The sequence below is a fragment of the Colwellia psychrerythraea 34H genome, from assembly GCF_000012325.1.
Classification (GTDB): Bacteria; Pseudomonadota; Gammaproteobacteria; order Enterobacterales; family Alteromonadaceae; genus Colwellia; species Colwellia psychrerythraea_A.
Genome location: NC_003910.7, coordinates 493,939 through 506,809, shown reverse-complemented (window position 1 = coordinate 506,809; position 12,871 = coordinate 493,939). Strand labels below are relative to the sequence as shown.

General features: G+C 30.0%; 12 protein-coding genes. 5 read left to right on the top strand and 7 right to left on the bottom strand.

Annotated features, from left to right (window positions below; genetic code table 11):
• The first annotated feature begins 110 nt into the window (after positions 1-110).
• The 4 genes from CPS_RS02260 (at position 111) to CPS_RS24015 (ending at position 3,802) form a co-directional block, all read left to right on the top strand.
• Positions 111-1,196, top strand: coding sequence for a pentapeptide repeat-containing protein (locus CPS_RS02260; RefSeq protein ID WP_011041363.1), 1,086 nt, complete (start codon positions 111-113; stop codon positions 1,194-1,196).
• A gap of 171 nt (positions 1,197-1,367) precedes the next feature.
• Positions 1,368-2,060, top strand: a complete 693-nt coding sequence (locus CPS_RS02255) for a DNA-methyltransferase (protein WP_011041362.1) — start codon at positions 1,368-1,370, stop codon at positions 2,058-2,060.
• Between the two features lie 45 nt (positions 2,061-2,105).
• A complete protein-coding gene (locus CPS_RS02250; RefSeq protein WP_011041361.1) occupies positions 2,106-2,489 on the top strand; it encodes a hypothetical protein in 384 nt (127 codons plus the stop codon).
• The gene (locus CPS_RS24015) at positions 2,489-3,802 is read left to right on the top strand and encodes a DUF6575 domain-containing protein (RefSeq protein ID WP_011041360.1); all 1,314 of its coding nucleotides are present in this window, start codon (positions 2,489-2,491) and stop codon (positions 3,800-3,802) included. Before CPS_RS02250 ends, CPS_RS24015 begins: the two co-directional genes overlap by 1 nt.
• Positions 3,803-3,860: 58 nt before the next feature.
• Here CPS_RS24015 and CPS_RS02240 read toward each other — a convergent pair whose 3' ends face one another.
• From CPS_RS02240 to CPS_RS02230, 3 genes are read right to left on the bottom strand one after another with little or no spacing between them, the layout of a single operon-like run.
• Complete coding sequence (locus CPS_RS02240) at positions 3,861-4,220, bottom strand: MmcQ/YjbR family DNA-binding protein (protein WP_041736583.1); 360 nt, start codon at positions 4,218-4,220, stop codon at positions 3,861-3,863.
• 13 nt (positions 4,221-4,233) lie between these two features.
• On the bottom strand, positions 4,234-4,779 hold the full coding sequence (locus CPS_RS02235; protein ID WP_011041358.1) for a hypothetical protein: 546 nt from the start codon (positions 4,777-4,779) through the stop codon (positions 4,234-4,236).
• Positions 4,779-5,525 (bottom strand): hypothetical protein, encoded by a 747-nt coding sequence (locus tag CPS_RS02230; RefSeq protein WP_011041357.1) that lies wholly within the window; start codon positions 5,523-5,525, stop codon positions 4,779-4,781. The genes CPS_RS02235 and CPS_RS02230 overlap by 1 nt, the downstream gene beginning before the upstream one ends.
• A gap of 333 nt (positions 5,526-5,858) precedes the next feature.
• Here CPS_RS02230 and CPS_RS02225 point away from each other — a divergent pair, with 333 nt between their 5' ends.
• Entirely contained in the window at positions 5,859-6,617 is a 759-nt protein-coding gene (locus CPS_RS02225; protein WP_011041356.1) for a hypothetical protein, read from the top strand.
• An 835-nt stretch (positions 6,618-7,452) separates the two neighbouring features.
• Here CPS_RS02225 and CPS_RS02220 read toward each other — a convergent pair.
• The 4 genes from CPS_RS02220 to CPS_RS02205 all read right to left on the bottom strand — a co-directional run bounded on the left by CPS_RS02220 (position 7,453) and on the right by CPS_RS02205 (position 12,857).
• On the bottom strand, positions 7,453-8,196 hold the full coding sequence (locus tag CPS_RS02220) for an HNH endonuclease (RefSeq protein ID WP_011041355.1): 744 nt from the start codon (positions 8,194-8,196) through the stop codon (positions 7,453-7,455).
• Entirely contained in the window at positions 8,193-9,800 is a 1,608-nt protein-coding gene (locus tag CPS_RS22780) for an AAA family ATPase (RefSeq protein ID WP_049757717.1), read from the bottom strand. The genes CPS_RS02220 and CPS_RS22780 overlap by 4 nt, the downstream gene beginning before the upstream one ends.
• A 5-nt stretch (positions 9,801-9,805) precedes the next feature.
• Complete coding sequence (locus CPS_RS02210; protein WP_011041353.1) at positions 9,806-10,291, bottom strand: hypothetical protein; 486 nt, start codon at positions 10,289-10,291, stop codon at positions 9,806-9,808.
• Between the two features lie 520 nt (positions 10,292-10,811).
• A complete protein-coding gene (locus tag CPS_RS02205) occupies positions 10,812-12,857 on the bottom strand; it encodes a recombinase family protein (protein ID WP_011041351.1) in 2,046 nt (681 codons plus the stop codon).
• Between the last annotated feature and the right edge of the window lie 14 nt (positions 12,858-12,871).

Here is a 12,871-nt window from a genome sequence, read left to right as displayed (position 1 = left end):
CTATGCAAATGGTGATATTACTGATAAAAATAAAACAGGACGTTAAGTACTATACTAAGAAAGGTTCAGCCATTTTTTTTTCTTTTTTAGGTAAGTGATTAAATATAATAATGAAAAATATACTCAAAAACATTGAACATTCAAGTCTGTTTTATATTATAGAATTGTTAACTAAAGTTTCTATCATTTTCGCCATTATTGGGTGGTTTATTTCCTATCCAGAACGAACTAGACAGAACATTTTAAATGCATACTCAACCATTTATTCAGCTCAAGAATATAAAGGAAATGCAGGAAGAAAAGAAGCCCTTCAGACACTTGCTAATCATGAAACGTATATAGCTCATTTATCCATCAAGAACGCTATTTTAAAAGGACTTGTTCTAAAAAACATGCAGCTATTTAAGATGGATTTCACTTTATCTTCATTTGATGATGTTGACATATCAAATAGTGAATTCACTTACAGTAAATTCAATTCGGTAATAGCTCAGGATCATGATGTTCCAAGGGGTATGACGAGTATAGGTATTACAGCAATCAATACTAAATTTTACCGAGGAGAGTTTAATGCGACTGAACTTCAAGGTAATTTCAATAAAGCTAAATTTTACAATGCCTCATTTGGCTCAACAAAATTTAGGGGGTCATTCAAAAATACAGAACTAAATGGCACTCTTTTTCAACTAAGTGACACGTACTGCTCCGAGATACCTAAGGATTCTTATTGTAATGATGGGACACCTACAATTGATAGTTCTGATTTTACTGACGCTAATATGAATGGATTAAAAATATGGCATTTATATTCTAATAATTCTGATTATTCAAATGCAAAATTCGATAAAATTGACGGTAGAATATTAAATGAAGGCGAAGAAAAAGAAAATTCTATTCAATTTGATGGTGATAAATTTATTAATACTGAATTCAAGCATGCACGATTAACGGGTGTTACTTTCAACAACTCTATATTCAAAGGAGCCAAGTTTTACTATATTAGTTATATGAATGTTGATTTTGCTGATTCAGATATGAGTAATGCAGAGTTTTATGAGGCAAATTTAACATATACAAAAATAAGTAAAACTCAACTAGATTCCGCATACGTTTGTCGTGTTGAATTGCCAGACAAGTCATATTTAGATCGTGATTGTGATTATTTTAAGAATAAGTATGGAGATGTCATTTATTAAATAACTTTTATAATAATTAGAGTTAGAAAATATATTAATTTTATAAAAGATATAAATTCAAATCCTTTGTTCAATAAGGAAAATTTACTTATTTAGTATTATCTTGTAATAGCCTCCAATTCTGCTAACATGCTGGATCTTTATACAGCTTAAATTTGGCATTAATATCTCATGGACAGTAATTTTATAATAAGTCAAAGCGATGCTGTTGATTTCCTGAAATCTTTACCTGATGAAAGTTTAGATTTAGTCATTACAGATCCTCCATATGAATCTTTAGAAAAACATCGAAAAATAGGCACCACAACTCGTCTAAAACACAGTAAATCCTCTAGTAACAATTGGTTTGAAATATTTCCAAACTCTCGATTCGAAGAACTATTCATTGAAATATATAGAACATTAAAAAATAACACTCATTTTTATTTGCTATGCGATCAAGAAACCGCCTTTATTGTAAAACCAATAGCAGAATCATGTGGCTTTAAATTCTGGAAGCCTATTGTTTGGGATAAGATGAAAATAGGCATGGGATATCATTATCGAGCAAGATATGAATTTATTCTTTTCTTTGAAAAGGGTAAACGAAAATTGAACAATCTTGCGATACCCGATGTATTGCAAGTACCAAGAGTTTATAGAGGTTATCCAACAGAAAAACCCGTTGCTTTGATGGATATATTAATAGAACAAAGTACTGAAAAAGGCTTTCTGATTTGTGATCCCTTTATGGGATCTGGTTCCGTAGGCGTATCAGCCCTATCACTTTCTAGGAAATTTTACGGCAATGATTTATCTATAGATTCCTTGAATCATACTATCGATCGTATAAAAAATATTGAAGAAACTCCCGATACGTGTTAAAAACTTGCTGAACATGGAAGAACTTATATCACAGTGAGTAGTTTAATGGCAGATTGGCCTGAATTTTATCCAGAAAATACCCCTCCTTCAAAAGCAGTGGCTACTGAAGGTACATCCTTTCGATTAGTTAATGAACACCCACCTACTCGTGGGGACTTCAGGTCAACTTATGAGGAGTATCCTAATAGAAAATTTAATCAGTCTGCTATTGCAAATGCTTGTGGAACCTCTCAATTTAGAGAATTAAAAGATATTCAAAAAAAACGTCAATTATTTCCTCCTCTTAGAAATAAAAAAATAGCTGTGGGTGAACTGGTGCCAACTTTAGGCTTAACAATGAAAACTTTTGAGCCAACTCACCATACTGTTTGGTACTTAAAATCAGCCCAACCACAAATTATATTTGAAGTTTTAAAGGAAGAGATCTAATGGAAATACTTCCTAAATCAGCATATTTCGGTAATTTAGAAATTTTTCATGTTTATGAATATTACGAAGGTCCAAAATTATTTAGTGCTGTCAATGGTGTCGGTACTTATTATATAGCCTTTTGGATTGGTTCAAATGATGATGGAGATGAATGGCTATACGCTCCTGTAAGCGATCAAAGATTAATAGAATTAGAACAATCAAAAATAAAATTAAGAGACGTATTTATCTACCCTAATGATTTAGTTTTCAAGGTGGAAACATATTTCAATGAAGATATTACCTCACAAGTTCAGCAATATTCTGCTTCACAACTGACTGATGAAATATTACCTCCAAGCACATTTTATATTGAATTAACGGATAATTTATCCAAGTCATTTCAAGTAGAAGATGGTGAAGATGTTACAGAACTTTATATTAAAAGGTTCGCAGGTAGATTAGCACCAAACTTAGCTTCTATATCTAAGGTTGCGGATGCTTTTTCTTCATTATATTTAGAAATACTAAAGAGCTTAAAAATTAGAAATAAATCACTGACACCTTTAGATGCTCGTCCTGGTTCGTTCATTTTACGCCTTAAATCTCCCAATATAAAAGAATGTCTACCTGTAATTAAAACAATATTTAATATATTAAACGAAGAACAAAATCCTTTCCCGAAGTTATTAGAATTAAATATTGATGTAAGTACTATTGAAACTCTTTTAGAAGAAGTGATTGATGGTAAAGTTAAAATTCAATTTGGTCTTGCAGAAAAGTTTGAAGCTGAATTAAATATATCTAAAGAAAAAGCTTTAGAATCCCTAGAACAATTAAAAGAACAATCTTCTTCATTAATTTCAAGTTTATTAGTACCTCAGGCCAATAATTTATCTAAGATATTTCATGCTGTAGAATTAAAAAGTGAAGGGAGATTTATTACACCTTCTCTTCTAAACTTAACAACAGAAAGACAAGTGGCTTATTACCTTCATGCGGCTAGAACACTAGGTTTATTATCAAAAAACAACGCTATTAATTCAGTTGGATATCAATTCAGTACAATGAGTTATGCTCAAAAAATGAATATAGTTGCAATCAGGTTTGAGAGTAGCGACTGTGGTTGGGCTTGGCTAAAATGGTCAAATAAAAAATCTGTTGATGAATTAGATCCATCCACTGCTACAGCATTTTTGATTGAGAAATGCCCTTCATTAAGTAAAAATACTGCTGAAAGAAGAGCTAAGACATTAAGTATGTGGCAGAGAGAGTTAAAACCTTTTCGTACCATGACATCAGTTTCAGAACAAATAATTCAACCAACTGACTAATGCTATTCAAATCAAACAACTTAAACTTTATCGAATTTAATATAATTTCAAATTCGATTTAAATTTTAATCAAAATCGACTCTTGATCTTTTTTAGTCATTTTACTAACAACTAACATGTAAGAATTATCAATTAATCGTAGTACCTCATTTTCAGGCACTGAGCTATCAAAATAGATGCTTATCCAGTGCTTTTTGTCCATATGGTATCCTTCAGTTATTGCAGGATATATATCTCGCAAAGCAGCACCTTCATCAGGATCACATTTTAAATTCATCATCATTAAATTGTTTCTTTCTCCAACCAAGGCAAACATTTTATTTTTAACTTTAAAGACAGATGTATCTTCACCAAACGGAAACTCCAAAGTAGATTCAGGTTTAGATAAAATATATTTTTTTAGGTTTTCAAATTCCATCATATCACTCTACTTATATTAAAAAGTTTGGCTTAGGTTTAAGCGTTTGCATCTTAGTGGAACCTGTTCTATTTTTCTTTTCACGATTACCATTACTATGTTTCTTTAGACAGTCACACAAAACCATATTTTCTGATATTAAATATTCAATTCCTGCGGTGATGTCTTTATCCCAACGAATAAATTTGTGTTTTACGTATCGGTGATTATAACAGTGTAACAATGCCTCTTTGACAGAAAAACCTGCTTTTAAATAATGGTATAAATTAAAATCAGGTAATTCACAGCAATCTTTTACATTTCTTAATATTTGTAATTGTGGAGGATTTTTTTTGTCTCGACTGTAAAATAAAAGCTCTTCTTTAAACGAGTCGTTAATATAATCTGACAGTACGCTAGGTTTAAAACACTTTGCCTTTTCAAATAGGTCTTCAAAACGAGGATCAATATCAACTAGAATATCTACTTCTTTTAATATCCAGTTATTTTTAACTAAATTATAATCATTTTCTGATGCTAGCTTTTCACTTATATCTTTAATTAATTTTAAGTTTTTCATTATGTATACCTTCTTTTATTATTTTTTATATTGGTACTTTTTGATTGTTCAGTAGGAACTAATTGACTTGAGGTACCTCTAGTTAATGAACTTTGACAAGATGGTGATGAATTATCATGGCATTCACTTAAGGTATTAATAATTTGTTTGTTTTGTTGGTAATAGTGTTCTTTATATCGTTTTTTTCTTTTTGTTGCAGGTTGATACTGACAGTGATCAAGACCTACTCTTTTTAATACAGATAAATTAAAAGCATGTTTTAACACCCTGACGATACTTTTTTGTTGCAGCTCAATCCTTGTTTCTCCATTGATCACTTTGCCTATTATCATGTTCAAATGTGGATTGTCTTGGTCATGTAAATTTATAAACAGATGATCTTTTATCTCTTCAGCAGATACATTTAAGAAATTGATTAATTCAATGACTATATCTTTACTTATTAACTTCCACTGTTCTAATGTAATTTCTACAGGTAAATTGGGAGGTAAAGAAAAACACACACTTTGGGCAAAAGAATTAAATCCACGACCTCCCTTTTTACGTTTTGCCGTGTGTAATTCTTGTTTAGTGATGTTCAACACCGTCTTTAAATAAAAACGCTCTATATTGCCAAATATGGGCTTTATAGTGGTTTTACCTTTGTGGTTTTTGTGATCATCCGAGACTAAGTATCTTAGAAATTTTAGTAAACCTACGCCTTTTTGCTTTATTGGTTGTGTCACAACCGTCCAGTTTTTTAACATAATTGATTTTCATTGTTTGATACATTAAACATATCAAACAGGAAATTTATTTAAAGAGGAAGAGTGAAAAATGGAAGAAAACCAAATAGCTAATGAGATATTTTTCACTCTTTCCAGATAGGACAACCTGTCACTTCGTTAAGGATTGTCCCTCTGTCAGTACTAACAAAAAATATATAATAGTATATAGAGCCTTGTATTTTAAGCGTTTTATTTAATTATCACGTTGACAGTAAAGTTTTTTATTTGTATTATCACTTCATATTCAATTTTGGAATAACAACCATGTAAAACTTACGAATATATAATAACAACAATATGAGGATATATAATATGAAAAAATTATTTGGAAGAAAACAAGATGAATTAGGCACAAATAACAAGAAAAAGTTTCATTTAGAACGAACGAATACACATACAATTCGGGATAAAGAAGGAAATACAATTCACTACGAAGAAGACGTGATTTTCAAAACAGTTAAAAATACACAGCCACATTATTTCCAGACTTATACACAGCATTTAGATGGCTTAAACACTTTAACTAAGCAAGAAAATAACATAATAAGAAGATTGGCAGATCTAGCAGACTTTGAGTCGAGTATTATTAATTTAAATTCATCTATCAAAAAACAGATCATTAAAACACTAGAAATTGAATTAAAGACATTTGATAATATTTTACTGATTCTAAAAAAGAAACAAGTATTATTTCATTTAGATAAAAGCGTATTTGTACTCAATCCATTTTATTTTGGTAAAGGTGCATGGACAGATCAGCTAGAGCTTAGAAAGGCGATAAAAATAACAAAAACAAACGATCAGCCTTATAAGTTTGATTATTCAAATCTCGTTATCGCTTATAAAGATACACCTAAAAAAACAGATAAAGTTAGCTGTGTAAAAACTGATGTGCCTATTAGCAAAGAACAAAATGATAATCACAGTTCTAAAAAGATTAATTTAACTTTTTTAGAACGTCTTAAATTCGTATTTTTCAGCTCAAAGAAATATCCAAAATTAGAAACACCACTTGATAATAAACAGGTCAATGAAAGCTCCCCACCTGATAATGATTCTAAATTACACTAATCAGTAATATATACTAAAGAATGAATTTATTTAAAATCCTCTAGAAATAGCTGGATTTTAAATATCGTTATCACTTCTAACAAGGCGTAATGTACATTTATATAATAAGCTTTATGCCTTGAGTTAATTCCCATTTAAATTTATTTTCAACCTGTTATTTTTTAACCAGTAACAAATAATGAACCTAAATAAGGTAAACCATTCACTTATGGTTTATTTCTAATACCAGAAATGTCTGTTCTTTACCCACAGATAGGCTTTTAGGCTTTTTAGTAAATTAGCCAGATGGGTAAATTTATTTAAGAGCCTTAAAGTCAATGTTTAAGGTTTAAATAATTAAACTGTTAACCTTATTGTCAGATTATAAATAAATCCCGCTATTCAGCCTTTCACCTGCCTCAAATGAAAGATTCAAACAACTATGAGGTATATGCTGCATTAAGCTTAAGATAATCAATTGAAACAAAAGGTCTTTATAAAAATAATAACGATCAATGCTTAAGTGTTTAAATAAATAAAAACTCTCATTAAGGAAAATGTTTAGCATTACCATACTGTTAGACAATATATACTAAAGAAGAGTAATTTCAAAAAACCTTGATAAATAGCGGTTTTTCTCACTTTGTTATTCATCATGAAGATGTATAAAGTACATTTATAAAAGGCAAAAACTACCTTTTGTCAAAGTACATGCTGATTATTGGAGTGTCGAAAGTATGTTTAATCATAAAATCCAAAAATACTAATTAGTTGACGTAACCATTTGAAAAAATCAATTTATGCCACAAAAATAATATTAGTGAATAAAAGTTAGATTTTTATTGGTAGCTCTATCTTAAACATAATCAAGTACTAAAGTAGAAGCTTTCAGAATCAAATCATCTAATTCTTCAGATACTATGTCTGCTTCTCTCATCAGAGACATCAATTCAATAAACTTAGGATCTGTGAGTAAGTTCGTAGCTGTAGAAGCCGAGTAAGAAGATGTAGGTTGGCACTCATTAAGTAGTCCCTGGACTAAATTAACTAACTTATTTTTACTACGAGTATTATTTCTTACTAAATATTCATTCCAACGTTCAAAACCTAGATCAATCATTTCACTGATTTTTTCACCTATTTCATAACGGCAAAATACCGATCTATCTGAGCTGTTTAATTGTGTCACTTCAATTGTGCTCTGACCTTTATCAGATTTTGCCCTAAACCGATATAAACGCATTGATAGGTGATTTTTTGGGTCTTCAACATATGGATTAATTATTGGATCACCGATTACATCATGTTGACCTTTAGCTCCATTGCACTTCTTACAAGATGGTAACAGATTTTCCCATAGAACCACCTTTTCTGGATAATGATTTTTATCCTCAAAATGCTCAACTTCCATATAGTTGCTTGCAGAAGTCAACGGGCATTCACAATAAGCACATTTACTATGACTAGATCTCAGCAGTGGTATTTTTATATGGTCATGGTTCCAAACCGATTTTTTAGTAGCTTTAAAGCTTTCCGTGAGTTCAAAAACTTTCTCATCTGATAAATAATCAGGTTTAGTTTCTCTTTCCAATTTTATCATTCGACTTCACTTTTTACTGACACTAAGTCAAGTTTAAGGAGTTTTCTTAAATGGTTATTTGGATGGAGTAAGTTATCTAGTTCAGTAAAAGAAGCTTTTGCGAGTAAATAGTTATCTTGTTCAATAGCAACCTCAAATTCTTTAATTCTCTGGTGGTATTCATCTGTTCTTGTATCAGACATACCCATAATATCATGAAGTATTTCTTCAACAGTCCAACCTTGGCAGCCATATTCTGTATTTATAATATCATTAGCTAAATTATTATTTTCACTGTTTTCCATAAGTACAAGAGATGAGTTATTTTTAATTACATTCGATATAATATGAGGTGAATGTGTCGCAATAATAAAATGACACGCTGTGTAATTTTTAAATGAATTATGAATAACTGAAATGATATTAGATTGCCAGTGTGGATGTAGACTTATCTCAGGCTCATCTATTAATATTAAGGAGTTATTGAGTATTTTTGATGATATTCCGAAAATAAGATTTAATACACATAATTGACCTGAACTTAATCTACTAGAATCAATACTTTGCTTTTCAAATTTTAGATTATAAAAATAAATATTTGAAACAAATAATACGTCATATTCAATTAACGTTTTTACATAACCAGTCATCAATGTATAGCTATTAAAATCAATGTCAAAATCCAACTCTCTATTCATAGAGTCATGATATTGATTTGATTCTATAGTGAATAAATTAGGCTCTAATTTATGTAAACCATCTATAGCTTTTATAATTTCGGTTTTATCTTGATTTTTTTTACTTTCAATTTCTTTTTCTGTATTTTTACCTACACTAGAAAATCTAGTATCTCTATATCTGTTTGAAACCACTCTTTCTGCTAATTCTTTACTGTTATTATTTAAATATTTAAAACTATCTTTTATTTTAAGTGTAAATTTTATTTTCTCCGAGAAACCTAACATTCTAAATAAATGACTAAAATTAGTCTTATGATGCTCAGATAAAGATCCACAAATAGACATTGTTAATTGTTTAACTTTTGGATGAACATAATCATCACTTTGATGATTTAAATATTCATTTTTTTCTTCTGTATTTACCCCTATATTGTAATAATTGAAATAGGAATCTGATTGCAATATAGGGAACTTATTATAAGGACTTTCCGAAATTGCAATTATACTGCTCTCTTTGTCATAATCAGCTTTATTACATACCGTAGCCGATGTTTTGAAATTATAGATATATCGAAATGAATTTTGATTTAAGTTTATTTTTTTACCATCGAATCCAATTATTTCTCTTGGTGCATCTGTTTTTTCAAACGAAATACTTATTTTTTCATCTTTTTTTTCGAAAACCAAATTAGATTTAATTTTAAAATCGACTAATGAAGATTTATATCTATTTTCTAGGTGTTTATCCAACATATCCCTATGCTGTTCATGCTGTTCATGCTGAAGCTGATAACGATTAAGAGAATTAATTATTTGAACTAAACACTCCGTTTTCCCCGACCCATTTTCGCCTACCAGAAAAGTATACTTATTATCTAAATCATTACATTCATTTGATATGAATTTATGATTTGTTCCGTTTAATTCAAAACTCAATAACTTCATTCTAGTTAAATTCCAAACATAGAGTTACTATTTTTCGATGTATTATTCGACATATTATTATTACCAATAGATAAATGAGAATGATCACCATGGATATTTAAACCTAATGGACGAAAATCAAGCTTATAAACTTCTAAAATATTACCTTTATGATTACCCGATTCTACAATAATATCTTCACCCAACTTGATTTGGAAACCGTGGACACTTGCAATAAGAGATAAATCAGGGTGCTTCAATTTAGAATCTACAATTAAATCCAAATAATGTTGTTCCTTTTTTGATCCTACAGAAACGAGATGTTTTATTGAAAGCCAAACACGAGGTATTTTTCCTTTACGTATTACTAGAGGGTGCCAACCATCTTCTGAAGTAAATATATGTTTTGTATTGATTAGGGCGTTACTGCAAATAATGAGTTCATTATAAAGCTCTCCTTGCTCATAATTATTATCTAATATTTCTATTGTTCTTGAATCAATACCATCCATAGTTTCTACATTACCCATATAAGAAATAGGAATTCAGTATATTTAAAACTATTACACAAAGAAAGCCGCCGACTATTTTATTTATGTCTTTATTAAATAAATGCTAATAGTGATTTTTTTGTAAAATTCTAAAGTATTTGGAAATTACATTTAATGTTGGAAGAAGATGGCTAAAATTGAAACTAACATGCCAGCAATGCACACATTTCCACATAACAGTCTAAATATGACTAAAGTTCACTATAATGAACAGTAACCTAGTCAACTGCATTGGTATGATCGGTGAGGGACTCTTTTATAAACATTAAAGTACATAACCCTTTAATAATAAATTTAAAGCTTTGGTGATAATCTGAATAATCACCCCAAATAGCCGCATACCAATCCATCACACAAATAAAAGTTAAATCAACAACAAGAATTAAATAATTTCAAATCATTCACACGAGGTATATGTCTATGTATATACCTCGTGTGAAAGCATATTAGAATGACTAGTCATACACTTATTATCGAGGAATTAACTAACCTCAAACCAATACTGCTCTTCATTGAATTTAACGCTAAAATCATTCCCTCCTGCTTTAAAAGAATCTGCCAAAATTTTTGGGTAAGACATTACATGACTAAAGTTTTTTTCTAAATTTAACAGTCCCTCATTTTCTGATTCATTTAAAGAGGTTGCAGACATATTCATTTTTCCGTCAATCAACATCATGACAAGATCATAAAACGCATCTTTAAACGCATCCTGATATGAGCTTTCAATCTTGGATGAAAACTTAAAGCTTGGTAAACGAACAGTTGAAAAAATGGTTCCTGTTGCAATCTCATCTTTAATATCTACTAATTGTATTACATTACTTTTATAAAAAATTAGAGCTTTTAAACGCAGGGTGTCGACATAAACATGAGAAATTAATGATGTAAGTAAACTATTAACTTTTTGACGTTTAAAATATACGTCATCATTTTCTTTTGATTGATTTGAAATATCGATTTCTTTTATCAATTTTTTAAAAGACATTTCATCTAAGTTCACTGATGAAGTGCGTGTTAACATATTTCCTAATTTAACTTTTTCATTACTCCATTTACTATTTAATGTACGTTTTTCCTTTCTTAATTCAATTAGCTTTAGTTTTATTTCATCAGCGAAATCGGGATCATTGTCATCATCAAATTCCATGTATTTATGAAACTGTTTGCTTATTTTATTTAAGTTCGCTTCCACAATATCGATAATATTTTGCTGTTGGCTAATTTCCCCAACGCTTGGTAATTGAATATTACTAATTAATTCAGAAAAATTTGTTCCTTGAACAAACTGCAGCACGTTATATTCTAATATACTGTAGTTAATACTCGTAGCTGAACAACCACCTTTAATGCGAGCATTTGAACATTGTAAGTATACCCAACGTTTGCCTTTTTTACTGGTTCCCTTATCTGAATGAACCATACTTGATTGACACTTTCTGCAGAGAGCTAATCCATTAAATAAATTTGAAAATCTTTTTCCTTTTTTACCTCGTTTTCCTTTAAATTTTTCTTCTCGTTGATGAGTTGCGCGATCAAATTTGTCTTTAGATATTATTACAGGGAAAAATTCTTCAATTGCTTCACCATCATTTTCAAAATACGGTTTCTCTACTGGATAAGATTCATTAAAATCATCATGATGTGTATATTCTTTTTTCACTAATAATTTAGGCTGATATATACCGTAAACTGCTTTATTTGTAATAATTCTGTTTATATTTGATGCATGCCAGTAGTCTGTTCTTTTTCTTTTACCACTTTTGATAATGGGAATATTTTCGTTATTTAAAATTCTGGCAATTTCAATAGAACTAAATTTAGTATTTTCAACGGATATTGACAGCTCAACTTCATTATCAATCGCATCTCCTGTAGCCAAGTCAAAAATTAACTTCACCGTATTCACTTCTATTTCTTTTATTTCATATACGAATCGATCATTTTCTTTAACTATTTTCAACCAAAATGGACACATTTTTGTTAAAGCTGTAACTTTCTTATCTGTACCCGCTTTATTCTTAGCATCAGCCCTAGCAGCTTCTTTTTTTCTCTTCCATACCTTTCCTATACGATAAGATTTGTCTACACTTTCTTGATGCGCTTTTGCCAACATCATTACACTTGTTACAATATCTGATAGCTCACAACCTTGCTCATAAACCTTCCCATCCGCTAACGTAAGAATTGATATTCCTTGTTTAAGAATACCTAAAAATAAATGCATACTTGTAGTGACTTGAGCACGGGATAATCGATCTAGAGATTCAACTAATAAATGAGTTTCTTTAGGATTTGATATCTCCCCCCTTTTTAAAGCATTTAAAAAATAATTAAGACCAGATTCAGGGGCAAGGTTAACTGACTTGTATGCTGACTTTCCGAGATCTTTGTAATCCTTAACTATCTTAATATTATTTTCGAAACAAAATCTTTCTGCTTCTTCAAACTGCCTATTATACGAATCTCCTAGTGATTGTTCTGCAGTAGAAAAGCGTATATAACTAATAGCGTATTTACGATACATATTTGATCAACTTC

Coding starts and splice junctions, on each gene's coding strand:
- CPS_RS02230 (WP_011041357.1), bottom strand. CDS start 5,525: ATGTTAAAAAACTGGACGGTTGTGACACAACCAATAAAGCAAAAAGGC.
- CPS_RS02255 (WP_011041362.1), top strand. CDS start 1,368: ATGGACAGTAATTTTATAATAAGTCAAAGCGATGCTGTTGATTTCCTG.
- CPS_RS02260 (WP_011041363.1), top strand. CDS start 111: ATGAAAAATATACTCAAAAACATTGAACATTCAAGTCTGTTTTATATT.
- CPS_RS02210 (WP_011041353.1), bottom strand. CDS start 10,291: ATGGATGGTATTGATTCAAGAACAATAGAAATATTAGATAATAATTAT.
- CPS_RS02235 (WP_011041358.1), bottom strand. CDS start 4,779: ATGAAAAACTTAAAATTAATTAAAGATATAAGTGAAAAGCTAGCATCA.
- CPS_RS02205 (WP_011041351.1), bottom strand. CDS start 12,857: ATGTATCGTAAATACGCTATTAGTTATATACGCTTTTCTACTGCAGAA.
- CPS_RS02225 (WP_011041356.1), top strand. CDS start 5,859: ATGAAAAAATTATTTGGAAGAAAACAAGATGAATTAGGCACAAATAAC.
- CPS_RS02250 (WP_011041361.1), top strand. CDS start 2,106: ATGGCAGATTGGCCTGAATTTTATCCAGAAAATACCCCTCCTTCAAAA.
- CPS_RS24015 (WP_011041360.1), top strand. CDS start 2,489: ATGGAAATACTTCCTAAATCAGCATATTTCGGTAATTTAGAAATTTTT.
- CPS_RS02220 (WP_011041355.1), bottom strand. CDS start 8,196: ATGATAAAATTGGAAAGAGAAACTAAACCTGATTATTTATCAGATGAG.
- CPS_RS22780 (WP_049757717.1), bottom strand. CDS start 9,800: ATGAAGTTATTGAGTTTTGAATTAAACGGAACAAATCATAAATTCATA.
- CPS_RS02240 (WP_041736583.1), bottom strand. CDS start 4,220: ATGGAATTTGAAAACCTAAAAAAATATATTTTATCTAAACCTGAATCT.